This window comes from Streptococcus sp. 4094, assembly GCF_013277125.1.
GTDB lineage: Bacteria > Bacillota > Bacilli > Lactobacillales > Streptococcaceae > Streptococcus.
In genome coordinates, this window is sequence record NZ_VMMI01000008.1 from 24,384 (window position 1) to 45,410 (window position 21,027).

Genomic DNA, 21,027 nt, shown 5'->3' on the forward strand with positions numbered 1-21,027 from the left:
TATCAGGAGGAAACGATGAAAGATTTTCATTTTGACGCTATATCTGCCTTTGAAAATTACGAAATTGAACAAATGAGAGATGGTCACGTTGTGGTGACGACCAAAGTAGTGGACTCGTCGCTCAACTACTATGGCAATGCCCATGGTGGCTATCTCTTTACCCTTTGTGACCAGATCAGCGGTTTGGTGGTCATATCTCTGGGGATTGATGGGGTGACACTCCAATCCTCTATCAACTACCTTAAGGCAGGAAAACTTGACGATGTATTGACCATTAAAGGAGAATGTGTCCATCAAGGTCGCACAACCTGTGTCGTGGATGTCGATATCACCAATCAAGAGGGCAGAAATGTCTGCAAAGCAACCTTTACCATGTTTGTCACAGGCCAGCGGTCAGAAGACAGACAGGTACGAATATAGATAACTAAAAAAGAGGCTCGCACCTCTTTTTCTTATTTCTTTTTATGATTTAATACGGCATTGAGGACAATGGCGAGTAGGCTAGCTACGACGATTCCGTTTGAGAAGAACATTTGGAAGGCTGTCGGCATGCTGACAAAGAGATTACTATTGTTGAGTCCGACACCTGCAGCGATGGAGACTGCTGCGATAAGGAAGTTGTGTTCATTGTTAGCAAAGTCAACACGGGCGAGGATTTGCATCCCTTGAATCGATACAAAACCAAACATCACCAGCATGGCACCACCAAGGACAGGGCTTGGAATTATTTGGGCAAGGGCACCAAACTTAGGAAGGAGTCCAAGGAGAACCAGGAAACCAGCTGCGTAGTAGATTGGCAGGCGAGTCTTAATGCCTGATAATTTTACCAAACCAACGTTTTGTGAAAATCCTGTGTAAGGGAAGGTGTTAAAGATTCCTCCGAGAAGTACGGCCAAACCTTCTGCGCGGTAACCGTTGCGAAGGCGGGTGCTGTCGATTGGGTCTTTCGTGATATCAGACAAGGCTAGGTAAACACCAGTCGATTCAACCATAGACACCGTTGCGATGATACACATCATGACAATCGATGAGATTTCAAAGGTTGGCATCCCAAAGTAGAGTGGAGTTGGGACATGGACAAGTGGTGCTGCCGCAACAGGAGAGAAGTCAACCAAGCCCATGGTAGCAGCAATGGCAGTTCCAACAACCAGACCAATCAAAATAGAGATAGACTTGATAAATCCTTTGGTAAAGATGTTAATCAAGAGGATAATCAAAACAGTAATAGCTGCAAGCAAGAGACTTTGACCAGTTGGCTCTGGAACGTTATTTCCCATATTTCCAATAGCGACAGGAATCAAGGTTAAACCAATCGTAGTAATAACAGATCCTGTTACGATAGATGGGAAGAGATTGGCCACTTTTGAGAAGATGCCTGAAACAAGAACAACGTAAATCCCTGATGCGATAAGGGCACCAAACATAGCGCCACTACCATGGCTTTGTCCAATCATAATCAAGGGAGCGACTGATTGGAAGGCAACTCCGAGAACGACTGGGAGTCCAATACCAAAGTATTTGTTGAGTTGGAGTTGGAGGAAAGTTGCCACCCCACACATGAAGATATCTGTAGAAATCAGGTAGGTCAATTGCTCAGTTGAATAGCCAAGGGCTGTCGCAATCATGATGGGAACCAGGATAGATCCTGAGTACATGGCTAGTAAGTGCTGCAAGCCAAGAACGGCTGCTTGTGAATGTTTTTCTTGAGTTTGCATTAGAGATCTGCCTCCTTAAATACGACTTGACCATTTTCAAAACGATCCAAACGAGCGAGTGATAGAACAGGGTAGCCTGCTTTTTCAAGCAAATCACGGCCATCTTGGAAGGATTTTTCAATCACAATACCGATAGCTTCGACTGTGGCACCAGCTTGTTCGATGATTTGAATCAAGCCTTTGGCAGCTTGGCCATTAGCAAGGAAATCGTCGATAATCAAGACCTTGTCCTCTGGTGAGAGGAATTTTCCAGCGATAGAAACGGTGCTGGTTACCTGCTTGGTAAAGGAGTAAACTTCGGCAGTTAAGATTCCTTCGTTCATAGTGATGTTTTTAGCTTTTTTAGCGAAAATCATGGGAACGTTTAAGGCTTCAGCTGTAAAAATGGCTGGGGCAATACCCGACGCTTCAATGGTCACGACTTTGGTAATACCAGCAGAAGCAAATTTTTCCGCAAAAACCTTACCAATCTCTCGCATCAAGCTAAAGTCAACTTGGTGGGTTAAAAAGGAATCCACCTTGAGGATGTTATCACCCAAGATATGCCCATCCTTGAGGATGCGCTCTTCTAATAATTTCATAAGACCTCCTAAAGTCTAAAAGACAATTTACTTGTTGTTTAAATGTTTCTATAGTGATCCCTTTTGCTAGTACTATATATTTGATAAAACTATTACGAGCGAAGCGAGTCTTATCAAATATTTCCCGTTGTAGTGGTATCATAGACAATAATCTTGTTATTGTCTATGACGGGATTTTTGAGACTTTTGGCTCAAAAATTAGGGATGAAATTCCGAAGGAAGTTGCTCCCGTCCGCACTAATTAAGGGAAATATTAAAAATATTCAAAAAAGACCTACTTAATCTCTAAGCAAATCCCCAAAATAGGCATGGCAAAAACGCCATACCTCACTCTGACTTACTTATTGTTAGGTGTTCCGGCACCTTGTAGAAACGTCGTGCCAATTCACGACATAAACAAGTAAAATGATATTTAATTTAAAATAGGCTTGTGCCAATGTTTTTATTTTACACTAAATAACTTTAGAAATCAACTGTTTTGTTAGTGTTTTGGTTTAAAAAGCGAACGAATATAATAAAAATGGGCAAAAGTTAACTTATTAGCTAACCTTTAGAAGGTTTTTCCATCATAAAAGGCATATTATCAAGATTTTTCAAGATCTGCCAATATGCCTTTTTCTAACTTTAAAGACGTTTTCCCAATCTTTATTATTCTACTCGCTAAATCTTAAAAAATAGCCATCTGGATCCAAAATCGCAAATTCATGGGGATATATAAAGCTATCTCCTACTCGAAATTCTCTTTTTGTCAGGGGACGATGGATAGGATAGTCAGCTTCCAGCAGTTTTTGGTGGAGCTGAGGAACATCTGCAATGCCAAAGGAAATATTGACACCGCGCCCGAAAGGATAGGTCAGCTGAGCTAATTCTTCTGCGCTGCCTTCTTCTAGCATAAGTTGGCAGTCTTCAAGCGAGAGGAAGAGAAATTTCTCCTCTGGACGATCGTATTCGACAGAGAATCCTAGCAGGTCGCAGTAGAAGTGGCGTGATTTTTCGATGTCAGATACTACAAATTCAGGAATGACAGCTTGATAGTCCATTCGTTTTCTCCTTAGAGTTCAATCTCCAAGACAATGGGTGTATGGTCTTGACGAGCTCCTGAGTCAATCATGTCAGACTTTGTCACCTTGTCAGAGATGCGGTTACTTGTCAGCCAGTAGTCGATTCTCCAGCCTGTATTGTTGATTTTAGAAGTCTTGCTGCGTTGTGCCCACCAAGTGTAGCGTTCTGGAACATCGCCGTGAACATGACGGAAAGTATCGGTAAATCCTGTTGCCAAAAGGTTGGTAAATCCAGCACGTTCCTCGTCGGTAAATCCTGGTGAACGGCGGTTGCTGGCAGGATTTGCAAGGTCGATTTCATTGTGGGCTACGTTGTAGTCACCGGTCGCAAGGACTGGTTTTTCTTTGTCTAGTTCAGCCAAGTATTCCGCATATTTGACATCCCAGACTTGACGTTCTTCCAAGCGTTTGAGGCCATCGCCAGCATTTGGTGTGTAAACTTGGGTTACGAAAAATTCATCAAATTCTAGAGTGATGATACGGCCTTCCAAGTCCATGGTAGACGGAGCACCGATTTCTGGGAAGCTGATAGTAGGCGTAAGTTCTTTCTTATAAAGGAACATGGTTCCAGCATAGCCTTTACGGGCAGGTTCTTGGGAAGAGCGCCACGTGTTTTCGTAGCCTGGGAAGAGTTCTTCTAAAATTTCTAGGTGTTTCTTTGTAGGGCCCTTGGCAGAAAGCTTGGTTTCTTGGATAGCGATAATATCAGCATTTTCAGCGACCAAGGTTTGTAGGACTTCTTGGGACAATTTGGCACGAGCTGAGTCACTCGTTAGGGCAGCATTGAGGGAATCAATATTCCATGAGATAAGTTTCATAAAGTTACCTTTTTCATTCAGATTATAGATTTTATTATACCAGAAAAAGGTCTATTTCCCCAACGTATGGTTTGAAAAATCACCCTCTTTCGTTTATAATAAAGAATGATTTTATGAAAGGGAGTGAAAATAAATGAAATTTTACTCATATGACTATGTGCTTAGCCAAATCAGTCAGCAAAATGGCATCATGATTGGCTTTGGGATTGTTCTCCTAGCTATCACAGGATTTTTTGCTTTTAAGGCCTATCGTGATAAAAAGGGGACTAAGTTTCGGGAATTGGTCATGATTTTAGCCCTGACTTTAGTGGCCATGCTTTTGGTGACAATTTCAAAATACCAGACCAATCAAGCCTCTAACAATCAATTTCAAACCTCCCTTCATTTCATAGAGGTTGTTTCCAAAGACTTGGGAGTGGATAAATCAGAAGTTTACGTCAATACTTCAGCTGCCACTGATGGAGCGCTTGTCAAGGTAGGTCCAAATTTCTACCGCGCTATGAACGGGAGCCAACCAGACAAGTATCTTTTAGAGAAATTAGAATTGCATCAAATAGATGCTATTGAATTGGTGGAGGTAAACAAATGACACTCAATTATATGGAAATTTTAATCAAACTGGCCTTGGGTCTTTTCTCGCTGGTTTTCGTGATCAATGTGACAGGAAAGGGGAACCTAGCACCTAACTCTGCGACAGACCAAATTCAGAACTATGTTCTTGGTGGTATCATCGGTGGGGTGATTTACAATAGTTCAATTAGTATTCTGCAGTACGCAGTGATTTTGATGATGTGGACGATTTTGGTCTTGACCCTCAAGTGGCTCAATAACAATGTTCGTTTTGTCAAACGCTTGATTGATGGGAAACCGACTCTCCTCATCAAAAATGGGAAGATTGACCCAGAAGCCTGTCGTTCAGTTGGCTTGTCTGCAGCGGATGTAGCCCTCAAACTTCGTAGCCAAGGAATTTTCCAAATGAAGCAGGTTAAACGAGCTGTGCAGGAGCAAAATGGTCAACTCATCGTGGTCCAAATGGGAGATGAAAATCCTAAGTATCCAGTTGTGACTGACGGTGTGATTCAAGTTGATGTTTTGGAATCGATTGGCCGTAGCGAAGAGTGGCTGCTTGATAACCTCAGCAAGCAAGGGCATGGCAATGTAGCCAACATCTTTATCGCTGAGTATGACAAGGGTGCTGTTACAGTCGTAACCTATGAATAAGAAAAACCTGGGGTTTTGGCCTCAGGTTTCCATTTGCAATCAGAAAGGGATTTTATGTCCATTATTCAAAAACTTTGGTGGTTTTTCAAGTTAGAAAAACGCCGTTATTTAGTCGGGATTGTGGCCCTGGTCTTGGTTTCCGTCCTCAATCTCATTCCCCCCATGGTTATGGGGCGGGTCATTGATGCCATCACTTCGGGGCAATTAAGCCAGCAGGACTTGCTTTTGAACCTCCTTTATCTGCTTCTTGCAGCTTTGGGTATGTACTATCTACGCTATGTTTGGCGCATGTATATCCTTGGGACTTCCTACCGTTTGGGACAGATTATGCGCTCTCGCTTATTTGAGCATTTCACAAAAATGTCTCCAGCCTTTTATCAAACCTATAGGACGGGGGACCTGATGGCACACGCAACCAACGATATCAATGCCTTGACTCGTCTGGCAGGAGGCGGTGTTATGTCTGCTGTTGATGCTTCTATCACGGCCTTGGTGACCTTGTTGACCATGCTCTTTAGCATTTCATGGCAGATGACCTTGGTTGCCATTCTGCCCCTGCCTTTCATGGCTTATGCGACCAGTCGTTTAGGGAGAAAGACCCACAAGGCCTTTGGCGAATCGCAAGCTGCTTTCTCTGAACTCAATAACAAGGTGCAGGAGTCCGTATCAGGTATTAAAGTGACCAAGTCTTTCGGTTACCAGGCGGACGAGTTGAAGTCCTTTCAGGCAGTCAATGAATTGACCTTCCAAAAGAACCTGCAAACCATGAAATACGATAGTCTCTTTGACCCTATGGTTCTCTTATTTGTTGGTTCATCCTATGTCTTAACGCTTTTGGTCGGCTCCTTGATGGTTCAGAAAGGGCAAATCACGGTTGGGAATCTAGTTACCTTTATCAGCTACTTGGATATGCTAGTTTGGCCTCTTATGGCCATCGGCTTCCTCTTTAATATTACTCAGCGAGGGAAGGTTTCTTACCAGCGGATTGAAAATCTTTTGTCTCAGGAATCACCTGTACAAGACCCTGAGTTTCCTCTAGACAGTATTGAAAATGGGCGTTTGGAGTACTCTATTGACAGCTTTGCCTTTGAAAATGAGGAAACACTAACGGATATTCACTTTAGTTTGGAAAAAGGGCAAACTCTGGGCTTGGTTGGTCAGACAGGTTCTGGAAAAACGTCTCTAATCAAACTGCTCTTGCGTGAATACGATGTGGATAAGGGAGCCATTTATCTAAACGGTCACGATATTCGTGACTATCGTCTGACAGACCTTCGCAGTCTCATGGGCTATGTCCCTCAGGACCAGTTCCTCTTTGCGACTTCGATCTTAGACAATATCCGTTTTGGTAATCCTAATTTGTCGCTTGCAGCAGTCGAGGAAGCCACTAAACTAGCCCAAGTCTACCAAGACATTGTAGCCATGCCTCAGGGATTTGATACGTTGATTGGTGAAAAGGGAGTCAGTCTTTCTGGAGGTCAAAAGCAGCGTCTGGCTATGAGTCGGGCTATGATTTTAGACCCTGATATCTTGATTTTGGATGATTCTTTGTCAGCCGTGGATGCCAAGACAGAATATGCCATTATCGACAATCTTAAGGAAACGCGTCAGGACAAAACAACCATTATCACTGCCCATCGCCTCAGTGCGGTTGTCCATGCAGATTTGATTTTAGTCCTGCAAAATGGTCAAATTATCGAACGAGGCACGCACGAAGACTTGCTAGCTTTGGATGGCTGGTATGCCCAAACCTACCAGTCTCAGCAGTTGGAAATGAAGGGAGAAGAAGATGCAGAATAAGAAAGAACAATGGACTGTATTGAAGCGCTTGATGTCCTATCTCAAGCCTTATGGACTCCTGACCTTTTTGGCACTCGGTTTTCTCCTAGCGACGACGGTCATTAAAAGTGTCATTCCCCTTGTGGCTTCCCACTTTATCGACCAGTATCTCAGCAATCTCAACCAACTCGCTGTGACCGTTTTGCTGGCCTACTATGGCCTTTATATCCTACAAACTGTGGTCCAGTATGTCGGCAATCTTCTCTTTGCGCGCGTGTCTTACAGTATTGTTAGAGATATTCGTCGCGATGCCTTTGCCAATATGGAGAAGCTGGGCATGTCTTATTTTGACAAGACGCCAGCAGGCTCTATCGTCTCTCGTTTGACAAATGACACCGAGACTATCAGTGATATGTTTTCGGGGATTTTATCTAGCTTTATCTCAGCAGTTTTCATCTTTCTGACAACTCTTTATACCATGTTGGTTCTGGATTTTCGTTTGACAGCATTAGTCTTGCTCTTTCTCCCCTTGATTTTCCTTTTGGTCAATCTCTATCGGAAAAAATCAGTGAAAATCATTGAGAAAACCAGAAGTCTCTTGTCAGATATCAATAGTAAGCTGGCAGAAAATATCGAAGGAATCAGGATTATCCAGGACTTTAATCAAGAGAAGCGTCTGCAGGTGGAATTTGATGAAATCAACCAAGAACACTTGGTCTATGCCAACCGTTCTGTAGCCTTGGATGCCCTCTTTTTGCGTCCTGCCATGAGTTTGCTGAAACTTCTAGGCTATGCAGTTCTAATGGCCTATTTTGGCTATCGTGGACTTTATCTGGGAATAACTGCCGGGACTATGTATGCCTTTATCCAGTACATCAACCGCCTTTTTGACCCCTTGATTGAAGTAACGCAAAACTTTTCAACTCTACAAACGTCCATGGTTTCTGCAGGTCGTGTCTTTGCCCTGATAGACGAGAGGACCTATGAGCCCCTTCAAGAAGATGGGCAGACTAAAGTCAAAGAAGGCAATATCCGTTTTGAACATGCATGTTTCTCTTATGATGGCAAACATCCGATTCTGGATGATATTTCCTTCTCTGTTAACAAGGGTGAGACCATTGCTTTTGTGGGTCACACAGGTTCTGGGAAATCGTCTATTATCAATGTTCTCATGCGCTTTTATGAATTCCAGTCAGGGCGAGTTCTCTTGGATGATGTGGATATCAGGCATTACAGTCAGGAAGAGTTGAGAAAAAACATCGGTCTGGTCTTGCAGGATCCCTTCCTCTATCATGGGACCATTAAGTCCAATATCGCTATGTACCAAGAAATCAGTGATGAGCAGATCCAGGCTGCGGCAGCCTTCGTGGATGCAGATTCCTTTATTCAAGAACTTCCTCAGGGATATGATTCCCCTGTTTCCGAGCGTGGTTCGAGTTTTTCAACTGGACAGCGCCAGCTTCTTGCCTTTGCTAGAACAGTCGCCAGTCAGCCTAAAATCTTGATTTTGGATGAAGCGACAGCCAATATTGACTCTGAAACAGAAAGTTTGGTTCAAGCTTCTCTGGCTAAGATGAGACAGGGACGAACAACCATTGCCATCGCTCACCGCCTTTCGACCATACAAGATGCCAACTGTATCTATGTTTTGGACAAGGGGCGCATTATCGAGAGTGGCACTCATGAGGAACTCTTGGCTCTGGGAGGAACCTATCACAAGATGTATAGTTTGCAAGCGGGAGCCATGTCCTAATAATCTTTGATTTTCATTGAATATAAGAAGGAAATTCTTCAAATTACAGATTTCTTTCACCGCCTTTTCCATTTTGTGGTATAATGAAAAATGTTGACAAATAGTATAATAAAAACAAAGGAGAAACAGCATGCTGAAATGGGAAGACTTGCCCGTGGAAATGAAATCAAGCGAGGTTGAGTCTTACTACCAGCTTGTCTCTAAAAGGAAGGGTTCGCTGATTTTCAAGCGTTGTTTGGACTGGGTTTTGGCCTTGGTCTTGCTGGTTCTGACCTCTCCCATCTTTCTCATCTTGAGCATTTGGATCAAATTGGATAGCAAGGGGCCAGTGATTTACAAGCAAGAGCGCGTGACCCAGTATAACCGTCGGTTCAAGATTTGGAAGTTCCGTACCATGGTAACGGATGCAGACAAAAAAGGAAGTCTGGTGACTTCTGCTAACGATAGCCGCATTACCAAAGTGGGAAATTTCATCCGCCGTGTCCGTTTGGACGAACTACCTCAGTTGGTAAATGTCCTTAAAGGTGAGATGTCCTTTGTCGGTACACGACCTGAAGTTCCGCGCTATACAGAGCAGTATAGCCCTGAAATGATGGCGACCTTGCTTTTGCCAGCAGGAATTACCTCTCCAGCCAGCATCAACTACAAGGATGAGGATACTATCATCAGTCAAATGACGGAGAAAGGCCTGTCAGTTGACCAAGCCTATGTGGAGCATGTCCTCCCTGAAAAGATGCGTTATAATCTCGCCTATCTCCGAGAGTTTAGTTTTCTTGGAGACATCAAAATCATGTTTCAAACCGTGTTTGAAGTGCTAAAATAAAGTAGTCATGAGAAAATGAGTACAGATAAAAGGAGCAAATCAATGCCAAATTACAATAGTCCATTTTCACCACCCGATATTACGGAAGCAGAAATTGCTGAAGTAGCGGATACCCTGCGTTCTGGTTGGATCACAACAGGTCCTAAGACAAAAGAACTGGAGCGTCGCTTGTCCCAATACACACAGACGCCTAAGACCGTCTGCCTCAACTCTGCGACTGCCGCGCTTGAGTTGATTTTGCGCGTCTTGGAAGTTGGACCTGGTGATGAAGTTGTCGTTCCAGCCATGACCTATACAGCTTCATGTAGTGTCATTACTCACGTAGGAGCGACCCCTGTCATGGTGGATATCCAAGCAGATACGTTTGAGATGGACTATGACTTGCTTGAGCAAGCCATTACTGAAAAGACTAAGGTGATCATTCCGGTTGAGCTTGCGGGGATTGTTTGCGACTATGACCGTTTGTTCCAAGTCGTGGAGAAAAAACGTGACCTCTTTACCGCTTCAAGCAAGTGGCAAAAGGCCTTTAACCGTATCGTGATTGTTTCTGATAGTGCCCATGCTTTGGGATCAACTTATAAAGGGCAACCGGCTGGTTCTATCGCTGACTTTACATCCTTCTCATTCCATGCCGTTAAGAATTTTACAACTGCTGAGGGAGGAAGTGCAACTTGGAAAGCCAATCCAGCGATTGACGACGAAGAGATGTACAAGGAATTCCAAATCCTTTCCCTTCACGGGCAAACTAAGGATGCTCTTGCCAAGATGCAACTGGGCTCATGGGAATATGATATCGTCACACCAGCCTACAAGTGCAATATGACTGATATCATGGCGTCACTTGGTTTGGTACAATTGGATCGTTACCCTGGTTTACTAGAACGTCGTAAGGAGATAGTGGACCGCTATGATCGTGGTTTTTCAGGTTCTCGTATCCATCCATTGGCACATAAGACTGATACTGTCGAATCTTCACGCCACCTCTACATCACCCATGTAGAAGGAGCGAGCTTAGAAGAACGCAACCTCATCATCCAAGAATTGGCCAAAGCAGGAATTGCAAGTAATGTACACTACAAACCGCTTCCGCTCTTGACAGCCTATAAGAATCTTGGCTTTGATATGGCGAATTATCCTAAGGCCTATGCCTTCTTTGAAAATGAAATTACGCTTCCGCTTCACACTAAATTAAGCGATGAAGAAGTGGACTATATCATTGAGACTTTCAAAACAGTTTCTGAAAAAGTACTAGCTTCATCAAAAAAATGACAAACTACAGTCAAGTAATAGTGATTCTGTTTCTAAAAAGTCTAATTGAGTGTAAAACTGTTGTTTTCAATTGAAAGTCCTATAGTAAAATGAAATAAAAACAGGACAAATCAATCAGGATAGTCAAATTAATTTCTAGCAATATTTTAGAAGCAAAGGTGTACTCTTATAGTTTCAATATACTGTATGGTTTGAAATGAGATGTGAGCAATTTGGTGTAGCATTTAGAATTTTTATTAGGCATCATTTAGAAAATGTAGTGTCTTGTTCTAGTTTTCAATTCACCCTATTTTTTGAAAGACGCGAGTTTCCACGATGAGGTTGTGGAAACTCGCGTCTTTCTTTTTTGTTTTCAGAATATTGTTCAAAGTTTTGAGACTATTTTTCATGTTCTAGTCATTCTTTTGAAATAATCTATAAAACACGTGTCTACAATGATTTATATGTCCTATTCCAGTATTTTAGAAGAACTGCGTCTATTTTTATAGAGCTTGAATCTAGCTTTTATAGAAAATCTATTTAAGAAATATATTGTATTGTTTTGATTTCAATCCGCTATATGAACGATATTCATGTAAATATACCTGGCGAATGCTTGCATGACAAGATATTTGTTCTTGTATTTATAAATTAGTATTTTACGAGATGTCAACATGCTTTAAATACAGTGAATAGGATATTTTTATGTTCAAGCTAAGAAAGATAGTAATCACTTTTGAATGGAAGGTTAAAGAATTATTAGAAGTATGGTTAGATATATAAATGGTCACGCTTTCACAATTTTGATATTTTATTGTGTTATTCCTTGACAATTTTGATTTAAAAATATATTATAAAGAAAATGACAGCGGTGTCATTTTCTGGTATGGAATTTATATGAATATTAAATTAGGACATAATATTTTTAATTGGAGGCTAATATGAAATCTTTTCAACAAAATGAGGTTTTCTCTATTCGTAAGTCTAAGGTGGGAGTTTGCTCAGTTCTCTTAGCGGTTTTATTTATTGGAACACAAAGTGTTTTAGCTAATGAAGTAGTTGGTGAAACTTCTTCGTCTAAAGATAATATGCAATTGAACTCTTTGTTGAGTAGCACATCTACATCATTATCTGCGGAACCCCATCCTGATACTCTCAGTCTTGATAACAATTCAAGTTTAAGTACTGATAATAATGGAGGAGTGAGTATTAATCAAAATAAACCTGATATAACAAATGATACTATGATGGGTAACATCTCTGGGATGGAAGTGAATACTATTTTAAGTACTAATCTGAAGGAACACGTAGCTTTGAATGTTAAAGATTATGGAGCAATAGGTGACGGGGTTAATGATGATCGTCAAGCAATTCAAGATGCAATAGATGCTGCAGCTCAAGGGCTAGGTGGAGGAAATGTATATTTTCCGGAAGGAACTTATTTAGTAAAAGAAATTGTTTTTTTAAAAAGTCATACACACTTAGAATTGAATGAGAAAGCTACCATTCTAAATGGTATAAATATTAAGAATCACCCTTCTATTGTTTTTATGACAGGTTTATTTACGGATGATGGTGCGCAAGTAGAATGGGACCCAACAGAAGATATTAGTTATTCTGGTGGTACTATTGATATGAACGGTGCTTTGAATGAAGAAGGAACTAAAGCAAAAAATCTACCACTTATAAATTCTTCAGGTGCATTTGCTATTGGGAATTCAAATAACGTAACTATAAAAAATGTAACATTCAAGGATAGTTATCAAGGGCATGCTATTCAAATTGCAGGTTCGAAAAATGTATTAGTTGATAATTCTCGTTTTCTTGGGCAAACCTTACCCAAAACGATGAAGGATGGGCAAATCATAAGTAAGGAGAGCATTCAGATTGAACCATTAACTAGAAAAGGTTTTCCTTATGCCTTGAATGATGATGGGAAAAAATCTGAAAATGTGACTATTCAAAATTCCTATTTTGGCAAAAGTGATAAATCTGGGGAATTAGTAACAGCAATTGGCACACACTATCAAACATTGTCGACACAGAACCCCTCTAATATTAAAATTTTAAATAATCATTTTGATAACATGATGTATGCAGGTGTACGTTTTACAGGATTCACTGATGTATTAATCAAAGGAAATCGCTTTGATAAGAAAGTTAAAGGAGAGAGTGTACATTATCGAGAAAGCGGAGCAGCTTTAGTAAATGCTTATAGCTATAAAAACACTAAAGACCTATTAGATTTAAATAAACAGGTGGTTATCGCCGAAAATATATTTAATATTGCCGATCCTAAAACAAAAGCGATACGAGTTGCAAAAGATAGTGCAGAATATTTAGGAAAAGTATCAGATATTACTGTAACAAAAAATGTAATTAATAATAATTCTAAGGAAACAGAACAACCAAATATTGAATTATTACGAGTTAGTGATAATTTAGTAGTGTCAGAGAATAGTATATTCGGTGGTAAAGAAGGAATTGTTATTGAGGATTCAAAGGGTAAAATAACCGTTTTAAATAACCAATTTTATAATTTATCCGGTAAGTATATATCATTCATCAAATCTAATGCAAATGGGAAAGAACCTGTTATACGTGATAGCGATGGTAATTTCAATATTGTAACGGAGAATGGGCTTTACAAAATTGTAACAAATAATTTAAGTGATAAAAACGAAAAAGAAAAAAACAAAGAGGAAAAACAATCTAATTCAAACAATCTAATTCAAATAATGTAATTGATAGTAACCAGAAGAACGGAGAGTTTAACTCAAGTAAAGATAATAGACAAATGAATGACAAGAGCGACAATAAACAAGATAATAAGACAGAAGAAGTAAACTATAAAATAGTTGGAGATGGCAGAGAAACTGAAAATCATATTAATAAATCTAAAGAAATAGTAGATGTAAAACAAAAATTACCAAAGACTGGTTCGAACAAGATTATGGAACTATTCTTAACAGTGACAGGAATTGGTTTACTTTTGACACTAAAAGGGTTGAAGTATTATGGTAAAGATAAATAAAATTTGTTCGATACAAGGAAGTTCTGTAGAAAATGAGGATACTGTAGGTTCACAAAATCAGTATTTTTGGATTATCGATGGAGCTACAGATTTATATAATTCTAAAGAGGAGATAGGTTATTCAGTCTCAGAAGTTGTACATATTTTATCAGAAAGTTTGTCGGTTAATTGTAAAGAATCAAAAACTCTTAAACAAATATTTGAAACTGCTTTACTCGAGGTTAAAGATGAAATCGGTTTAAACTCATATGAATTAACAGAGTATTATCGCTTACCAACATTTGCTTTTATATTTGCTAAACTTTCAGAAAAAAAGTTGGAGTATATGATGCTAGGTGACTGCGTCATGTTAGTAAACGAAATGGAAATAACTGATCATAGAGTAGATAACTTATTTGAAAAAGGAAAAAATGAGATAAAAGATTCAATTGGTACAAATAGTGCTTTAAATAAAAAAATTATTTTACAAAAAATCAGAAAATTATCTAATCAACCGAGTGGGTACTGGATAGGTTCGTTGGATGAGAGATTTTTAGACCATGCTATTATTAATCAAATAGATGTTACTAGTAAACAAATTGTTTTAATGAGCGATGGCTTTTATGAATTCTATCAAAATAATCAAAATAAGACTTTTGAAGAGTTAATTAAGATGAGATTTAATTCTTCTGCTATTGATCCAATCTATGGAAAGAAGGATGATGCAAGTATTCTAGTTATTGATGTTTGATATATTGTTTAAAATATTAATTGTTACTATTGAACTTTGTTAAGAAGAGGTACCTAAATGTTAAGGTTATATTTAGAAAATGAAATTATAGAATTATCAAATAATTTAGAGACCATTTGGGTATCTGTGCTTGATAAATATGAGAAGTTATTTGAATATTTATCAAATGAAGAACGAATAGAATTGATTAAAGAAGATTTAATCATAAATGAGTCAGTTCTAAATGTTGATAAAAAAGGATATGAGTTAATTTGTTTACAACATCCCGTTTCATATGACTTAAGAAGAATTATTAGTGTAATAAAAATATCAACTGACATTGAACGTATTGGGGATAGAATTGTTGAAATTTTAAAAAATCTACAGATTATTCAAAATAATGAAATTTTGAAGAAAATTATTTCAGAAATAAAAATACTTCATGAAGTTATCGGACTGCATATGAATAGGGCTATATCTTGTTATAGAGAGGAACAATCTGGATGTTTAGATATGGTTGTTATACAAAAACAGAATGAGATAGAAGAGCTTAGTATAAATATTGAAAAGAAAATAATGAATTATATATTTGAAGATGATGGGAATGTTTCTGAAGTAATTGGTACTTTGGATATTATTCATCACCTTGATAAAATTGCTCATACTACGCAAGCAATTTATAAATGGATAATGTATAGAAAATATGGGAACATAAATTAGAAAGAAAAATATATGAAAACAATTATTGATAATTTTGTTGATAGAGTAATTGAATACGGAATGTATAATGAAATTGACAAAATATATGTGAAAAATAGAGTACTAGCGTTAATAGGTGAGGAGGGGACTGATCGCATTTCCGATGAAAATGACCTGAAACAAATAAAAGATTACTTAGTGGAAATCGCCTTAAAAAACGGTAAAATTAAAGATTTAATCGAGGAAAAGGAATGTTTAGGAGCAGAGTTAATGAATTTCATAGTTCCTTTACCTAGTCGATTAAATGATATTTTTTGGAGTTCATATGATATATCACCTCAAGAAGCAGTTGAAGAGTTTTATAAGTTAAGTAAAGATAGTGATTATATTAAAACTTCTGCTATTGCTAAGAATATTGAGTTTCGAGCATCAACTAAATACGGAGAGCTAGAGATTACGATAAATTTGTCAAAACCCGAAAAAGATCCAAAAACAATTGCTGCTGAAAAATTAGTAAAAGCCACTAATTATCCCAAATGTTTACTATGTATGGAAAATGAAGGATATCAGGGGCGAATAAATTATCCAGCACGTTCGAATCATAGAATTATTCGATTGAAACTTGGTGACGAAGTATGGGGATTCCAGTATTCTCCCTACTTATACTTTAATGAGCATGCGATATTTTTAAATAGTCAACATGTACCAATGGCTATTACCTCTAAAACATTTGAACAATTATTGGAGATTGTTGATATTTTGCCAGGATATTTTGCTGGTTCAAATTCTGATCTTCCTATCTCAGGAGGCTCCATTCTTAGTCATAACCACTACCAGGGAGGGAAACATATTTTCCCAATGGAAAAAGCAAAATTTGAGAGTGAATTTCGTTTTAAAGACTTTGAGGATGTTAATGCTGGTATTGTAAAATGGCCAATGTCAGTAATTAGGTTACAAAGTGAAAATAAAAATCGCTTGTTAGATTTAGCTACTAAAATTCTAAACAAGTGGAGAGAATATTCAGATTTAGAAGTAGACATCATTGCAATGACTGCAGATGTCCCACACCATACGGTGACTCCTATTGCTCGTAAAGTGGACGGAAGATATGAATTAGATATTGTTCTAAGAGATAATCATACTACTGAACAATACCCAGATGGTGTTTTCCATCCCCATCAAGATGTACAACATATTAAAAAGGAAAATATTGGGTTAATCGAAGTGATGGGACTTGCGATTTTACCACCTCGTTTGAAAACAGAGTTAGAAGAAGTTGAGAAATATCTTTTAGGAAAAGATAACGCAATTGCGGATTATCATTTAGAATGGGCCGACCAATTGAAAGAAAAATATCCTCGCATTAATAAAGAAGAGGTTAATAGCGTAGTTCAACACGAAGTAGGACAAGTGTTTGCGAGAGTTCTGGAAGATGCAGGAGTTTATAAGAATACACCGTCTGGGCATGAAGCGTTTATGAGATTTGTTAAGTCGGTTGGAATTAATTAGGAGGAAACCCAAATGGCAATATTGGTAACAGGCGGAGCTGGTTATATTGGTAGCCATACCGTAGTAGAATTACTAAATTTAGGAAAGGAAGTTATCATTGTCGACAACCTTTCGAACTCTAGCATCTTGGTGCTAGACCGTATTGAAGCAATTACAGGAATACGTCCCGTGTTTTACGAATTAGATGTTTGTGATAAACAAGCATTGAGAAAGGTATTTGAACAAGAATCGATTGATGCTGCAATTCATTTTGCAGGTTATAAAGCTGTCGGAGAATCCGTGCAAAAGCCTGTGATGTACTACAAAAATAATATTATGAGTACATTGGCACTTGTTGAAGTGATGTCAGAATTTAATGTTAAAAAGATTGTCTTTTCTTCAAGTGCGACTGTATATGGAATTAACAATCAGTCACCTCTAATTGAGACAATGCAAACAAGTGCTACAAATCCTTATGGGTATACGAAAGTAATGCTTGAGCAAATTTTAAAAGATGTTCATGTGGCAGATTCAGAATGGAGTATTGCGTTGCTTCGTTATTTCAATCCAATTGGTGCTCATGAGTCTGGTTTGATTGGGGAAGATCCCTCAGGAATTCCTAACAACTTGATGCCTTATATTGCACAAGTAGCGGTAGGTAAGTTGTCAGAGCTAAGTGTGTTCGGAAATGATTATGATACGCTTGATGGTACTGGTGTGCGTGATTATATCCATGTAGTAGATTTAGCAATAGGACATATAAAAGCTTTAGAAAAAGTATCTGAAAAAACAGATGTTTATATCTATAACCTAGGCTCGGGAGAAGGCACTAGTGTATTACAGCTTGTAAATACATTTGAAAGTGTTAATAAGATCCCTATTCCTTATAAAATAGTTCCAAGACGTTCAGGAGACGTTGCAACTTGTTATGCAAATGCAGACAAAGCATATAAGGAATTAAATTGGAGGACAACAAAATCGATTGAAGACATGTGTAGAGATACATGGAATTGGCAATCAAAAAATCCCAATGGCTATAATTGATGATACTGTCTATATGAGTGCTGTATTTTGGAAAAATTACTTAAACTTTTAATGAAATGCATATTTAATGAAAGATAAATTTTTTTAAAAAATGTTTGAAAGCGCTTGACAAAGTAAACGGTTTCGTTATATAATATAAGCATAGATGACACCGGTGTCAAATATAAAAAAGAGGGTCTTTATATGAAAAACCTAACAAAAATTAAGTTCAAAGAAAATGGAGAATTTAATCATTTTCCAGGAAATACTGTTGTAGCAAATCTTTATACTAAACAAGATTTGATGGAAGTTGTTGATATTATTCAATCACGTTATAGAGAATTACCATTTATCGATAAGTTTACTTTAACTCCAAGGAATTCTATTCACATGACTGTAATTGAATTGTTGTGCCATGAAAATCGTGAAACGGAGTTTTGGAGCAGTAATCTTCCTCTTGATACACCTTTACAGGAAATACATGATTACTTTGCTAAACAACTTGAAATTTTTCCATTGTTGGATGAAGAAATTCATATGCGTGTGACTGAAATGGGAAAACAAAACATACTAGTTGAACCTGCAGATGAAGCTTCTGCAAAGAGATTAGAAGAAATTCGTACTTATGTTTCAGAAAAAGCAGGTGTTCGTTTCCCTAATCATGATAGATATCAATTCCATATTTCAATTGGATATCTTCGGATTCCTCTAACCGAAGAGGAGGAAGAAGAGTTTACTAAAGTCAGAGCAGAATTAACTGAAATCTTATTAGAGAAGATTCCAACTATTACTGTAAACCGTATTGACTATACTGTATTTGAAGATATGAGACAATTTGTTCCATATCACGAAAAATTTAAATAAAATAATAAAAAAGGAGAACTTATCATGAAAAAAATGAAAGTTTGGTCTACTGTACTTGCAACGGGAGTTGCTCTTACTACACTTGCTGCTTGCTCTGGAGGTTCAAATTCTACGACTGCTTCTTCATCTGAAGAAAAAGCTGATAAAAGTCAAGAATTAGTAATCTATTCGAACTCAGTTTCAAATGGTCGTGGTGATTGGTTAACTGCTAAAGCAAAAGAAGCTGGTTTTAATATAAAAATGGTTGATATTCCTGGCGCTCAATTAGCAGACCGTGTTATTGCCGAGAAGAATAATGCAGTTGCAGATATGGTATTTGGAATTGGTGCTGTTGATTCAAATAAAATTAGAGATCAAAAATTACTAGTCCAGTACAAGCCTAAATGGTTAGATAAAATTGATCAATCTTTATCAGATAAAGATAATTATTATAATCCTGTGATTGTTCAACCATTAGTTTTAATTGGGGCGCCTGATGTAAAAGAAATGCCTAAAGATTGGACTGAATTAGGTAGTAAGTATAAAGGTAAATATTCAATTTCTGGTCTTCAAGGTGGTACAGGACGGGCAATTCTAGCAAGTATCTTAGTTCGATACCTTGATGATAAAGGTGAATTAGGTGTTTCCGAAAAAGGTTGGGAAGCAGCAAAAGAATATTTGAAAAATGCATACACTCTTCAAAAGGGAGAAAGTTCAATTGTTAAGATGTTAGACAAAGAAGATCCAATACAATATGGAATGATGTGGGGTTCTGGTGCATTAGTTGGACAAAAAGAACAAAATGTTGTTTTCAAAGTTATGACTCCTGAGATTGGTGTACCATTTGTAACTGAACAAACTATGGTTTTAAGCACTAGTAAAAAACAAGCGTTAGCTAAAGAATTTATTGATTGGTTTGGTCAATCAGAAATTCAAGTAGAATATAGTAAGAACTTTGGATCTATTCCTGCAAATAAAGATGCCCTAACAGAGTTACCTGAAGATACGAAAAAATTTGTTGATCAAGTGAAACCACAAAATATTGACTGGGAAGCTGTTGGAAAGCATTTGGATGAATGGGTAGAAAAAGCTGAATTAGAATACGTACAATAAGAAATAAGAGTTAATTTTTATGTCCAAGTCTCTCTATTATTTCTAAATTTAAGGAAGAAATAAAGAGAGGCTTTTGGTTTAGTAATAGAGGGAGTTAGTGAGATGATTAAATTTGATAATATTCAAATTAAATATGGTGATTTTGTTGCAATTGATAATCTAAATTTAGATATACATGAAGGGGAATTTTTTACATTTCTTGGACCTTCAGGATGTGGTAAATCAACTACTTTGAGAGCATTGGTAGGTTTTCTAGATCCATCATCAGGAAGTATTGAAGTTAATGGAACAGATGTCACTCATTTGGAACCTGAAAAGCGTGGAATTGGTATTGTATTTCAATCTTATGCGCTATTTCCAACTATGACTGTTTTTGATAATATTGCATTTGGTTTAAAAGTTAAGAAGGTAGCTCCAGATGTTATTAAAGCAAAAGTATCAGCAGTAGCAGCAAAAATTAAGATCTCTGATCAACAGTTACAGCGTAATGTATCAGAATTATCTGGGGGTCAACAACAAAGGGTAGCATTGGCTCGTGCTCTGGTTCTTGAACCTAAAATTCTTTGTCTAGATGAACCATTGTCAAACCTTGACGCAAAATTACGTGTAGATTTGAGAAAAGAGTTGAAAAGACTTCAAAAAGAGTTAGGTATTACTACTTTATATGTTACTCATGATCAAGAGGAAGCCTTGACTTTATCTGATAGAATTGCAGTCTTTAACAATGGATACATCGAACAGGTCGGTACACCAGTAGAAATTTATCATAATTCTCAAACTGAATTTGTATGTGATTTTATTGGAGATATTAATGTTTTGACCGATGAAACAGTCCACGAAGTATTACTGAAAAATGCAAGCGTTTTCTTAGAAGATAAAAAAGGATACATTCGATTAGAGAAAGTTCGATTCAATCGTGAAACTGAACAAGATTTCATTCTAAAAGGGACAATTATTGATGTTGAGTTTTCTGGAGTTACAATTCACTATACAATAAAAGTTTCTGAAAGTCAGATTCTTAATGTAACAAGTATTGATAGTCAGGCTGCTATTAGATCTGTCGGAGAAAGTGTGGAATTATTTATCACACCATCAGACGTTCTGCAATTTTAAGGAGGT

The 21,027-nt window shown here is 37.9% G+C and carries 18 protein-coding genes, 1 pseudogene and 1 riboswitch; of the genes and pseudogenes, 15 read left to right on the forward strand and 4 right to left on the reverse strand.

Going from position 1 to position 21,027, the window contains the following annotated elements:
* Positions 1–15: 15 nt before the first annotated feature.
* Entirely contained in the window at positions 16–420 is a 405-nt protein-coding gene (locus tag HT721_RS01850) for a PaaI family thioesterase (RefSeq protein WP_173213137.1), read from the forward strand.
* Positions 421–452: 32 nt separating this feature from the next.
* Here the strand turns inward: HT721_RS01850 and HT721_RS01855 are convergent, their stop codons facing one another.
* The 4 genes from HT721_RS01855 to HT721_RS01870 form a co-directional block, all read right to left on the reverse strand.
* The gene (locus HT721_RS01855; RefSeq protein WP_173213135.1) at positions 453–1,715 is read right to left on the reverse strand and encodes a nucleobase:cation symporter-2 family protein; all 1,263 of its coding nucleotides are present in this window, start codon (positions 1,713–1,715) and stop codon (positions 453–455) included.
* Positions 1,715–2,296: a xanthine phosphoribosyltransferase gene (locus HT721_RS01860; RefSeq protein ID WP_000770411.1), complete on the reverse strand. Its 582-nt coding sequence runs from the start codon at positions 2,294–2,296 to the stop codon at positions 1,715–1,717. The genes HT721_RS01855 and HT721_RS01860 overlap by 1 nt, the downstream gene beginning before the upstream one ends.
* A gap of 324 nt (positions 2,297–2,620) precedes the next feature.
* Positions 2,621–2,716, reverse strand: a riboswitch (purine riboswitch).
* 233 nt (positions 2,717–2,949) lie between these two features.
* Positions 2,950–3,336 (reverse strand): VOC family protein, encoded by a 387-nt coding sequence (locus HT721_RS01865; RefSeq protein WP_173213133.1) that lies wholly within the window; start codon positions 3,334–3,336, stop codon positions 2,950–2,952.
* 11 nt (positions 3,337–3,347) lie between these two features.
* Complete coding sequence (locus HT721_RS01870) at positions 3,348–4,175, reverse strand: exodeoxyribonuclease III (protein ID WP_173213131.1); 828 nt, start codon at positions 4,173–4,175, stop codon at positions 3,348–3,350.
* Positions 4,176–4,308: 133 nt separating this feature from the next.
* On the opposite strand from HT721_RS01870, the gene HT721_RS01875 reads away from it, so the two are divergent.
* From HT721_RS01875 to HT721_RS01940, 14 genes and pseudogenes are all read left to right on the forward strand, one after another.
* Entirely contained in the window at positions 4,309–4,764 is a 456-nt protein-coding gene (locus tag HT721_RS01875; RefSeq protein ID WP_173213129.1) for a DUF3290 family protein, read from the forward strand.
* Positions 4,761–5,396 (forward strand): DUF421 domain-containing protein, encoded by a 636-nt coding sequence (locus tag HT721_RS01880; protein ID WP_173213127.1) that lies wholly within the window; start codon positions 4,761–4,763, stop codon positions 5,394–5,396. The genes HT721_RS01875 and HT721_RS01880 overlap by 4 nt, the downstream gene beginning before the upstream one ends.
* Before the next feature lie 54 nt (positions 5,397–5,450).
* Positions 5,451–7,196: an ABC transporter transmembrane domain-containing protein gene (locus tag HT721_RS01885; RefSeq protein ID WP_173213125.1), complete on the forward strand. Its 1,746-nt coding sequence runs from the start codon at positions 5,451–5,453 to the stop codon at positions 7,194–7,196.
* The gene (locus HT721_RS01890; RefSeq protein WP_173213123.1) at positions 7,186–8,928 is read left to right on the forward strand and encodes an ABC transporter ATP-binding protein; all 1,743 of its coding nucleotides are present in this window, start codon (positions 7,186–7,188) and stop codon (positions 8,926–8,928) included. Before HT721_RS01885 ends, HT721_RS01890 begins: the two co-directional genes overlap by 11 nt.
* A gap of 130 nt (positions 8,929–9,058) precedes the next feature.
* Positions 9,059–9,751, forward strand: a complete 693-nt coding sequence (locus HT721_RS01895; RefSeq protein WP_061087659.1) for a sugar transferase — start codon at positions 9,059–9,061, stop codon at positions 9,749–9,751.
* 42 nt (positions 9,752–9,793) lie between these two features.
* A complete protein-coding gene (locus HT721_RS01900) occupies positions 9,794–11,020 on the forward strand; it encodes a DegT/DnrJ/EryC1/StrS aminotransferase family protein (protein WP_173228779.1) in 1,227 nt (408 codons plus the stop codon).
* Positions 11,021–11,940: 920 nt separating this feature from the next.
* Positions 11,941–14,033, forward strand: a pseudogene (locus HT721_RS01905) (glycosyl hydrolase family 28-related protein).
* Positions 14,017–14,763, forward strand: a complete 747-nt coding sequence (locus HT721_RS01910; RefSeq protein ID WP_173213119.1) for a protein phosphatase 2C domain-containing protein — start codon at positions 14,017–14,019, stop codon at positions 14,761–14,763. Before HT721_RS01905 ends, HT721_RS01910 begins: the two are co-directional and overlap by 17 nt.
* 57 nt (positions 14,764–14,820) lie before the next feature.
* Entirely contained in the window at positions 14,821–15,462 is a 642-nt protein-coding gene (locus HT721_RS01915) for a phosphate uptake regulator PhoU (RefSeq protein WP_173213117.1), read from the forward strand.
* A gap of 12 nt (positions 15,463–15,474) precedes the next feature.
* Complete coding sequence (gene galT / locus HT721_RS01920) at positions 15,475–16,950, forward strand: UDP-glucose--hexose-1-phosphate uridylyltransferase (protein ID WP_173213115.1); 1,476 nt, start codon at positions 15,475–15,477, stop codon at positions 16,948–16,950.
* Positions 16,951–16,962: 12 nt separating this feature from the next.
* Entirely contained in the window at positions 16,963–17,973 is a 1,011-nt protein-coding gene (gene galE / locus HT721_RS01925) for a UDP-glucose 4-epimerase GalE (protein ID WP_000996560.1), read from the forward strand.
* 183 nt (positions 17,974–18,156) lie between these two features.
* Positions 18,157–18,816 carry a DUF1868 domain-containing protein gene (locus HT721_RS01930; protein WP_000793811.1) on the forward strand — a complete coding sequence of 220 codons (660 nt, stop codon included), beginning with the start codon at positions 18,157–18,159 and terminating at the stop codon, positions 18,814–18,816.
* 24 nt (positions 18,817–18,840) lie between these two features.
* Complete coding sequence (locus HT721_RS01935; protein ID WP_000738376.1) at positions 18,841–19,908, forward strand: extracellular solute-binding protein; 1,068 nt, start codon at positions 18,841–18,843, stop codon at positions 19,906–19,908.
* A 102-nt stretch (positions 19,909–20,010) separates the two neighbouring features.
* A complete protein-coding gene (locus tag HT721_RS01940; RefSeq protein WP_033679773.1) occupies positions 20,011–21,021 on the forward strand; it encodes an ABC transporter ATP-binding protein in 1,011 nt (336 codons plus the stop codon).
* Positions 21,022–21,027 lie beyond the last annotated feature (6 nt).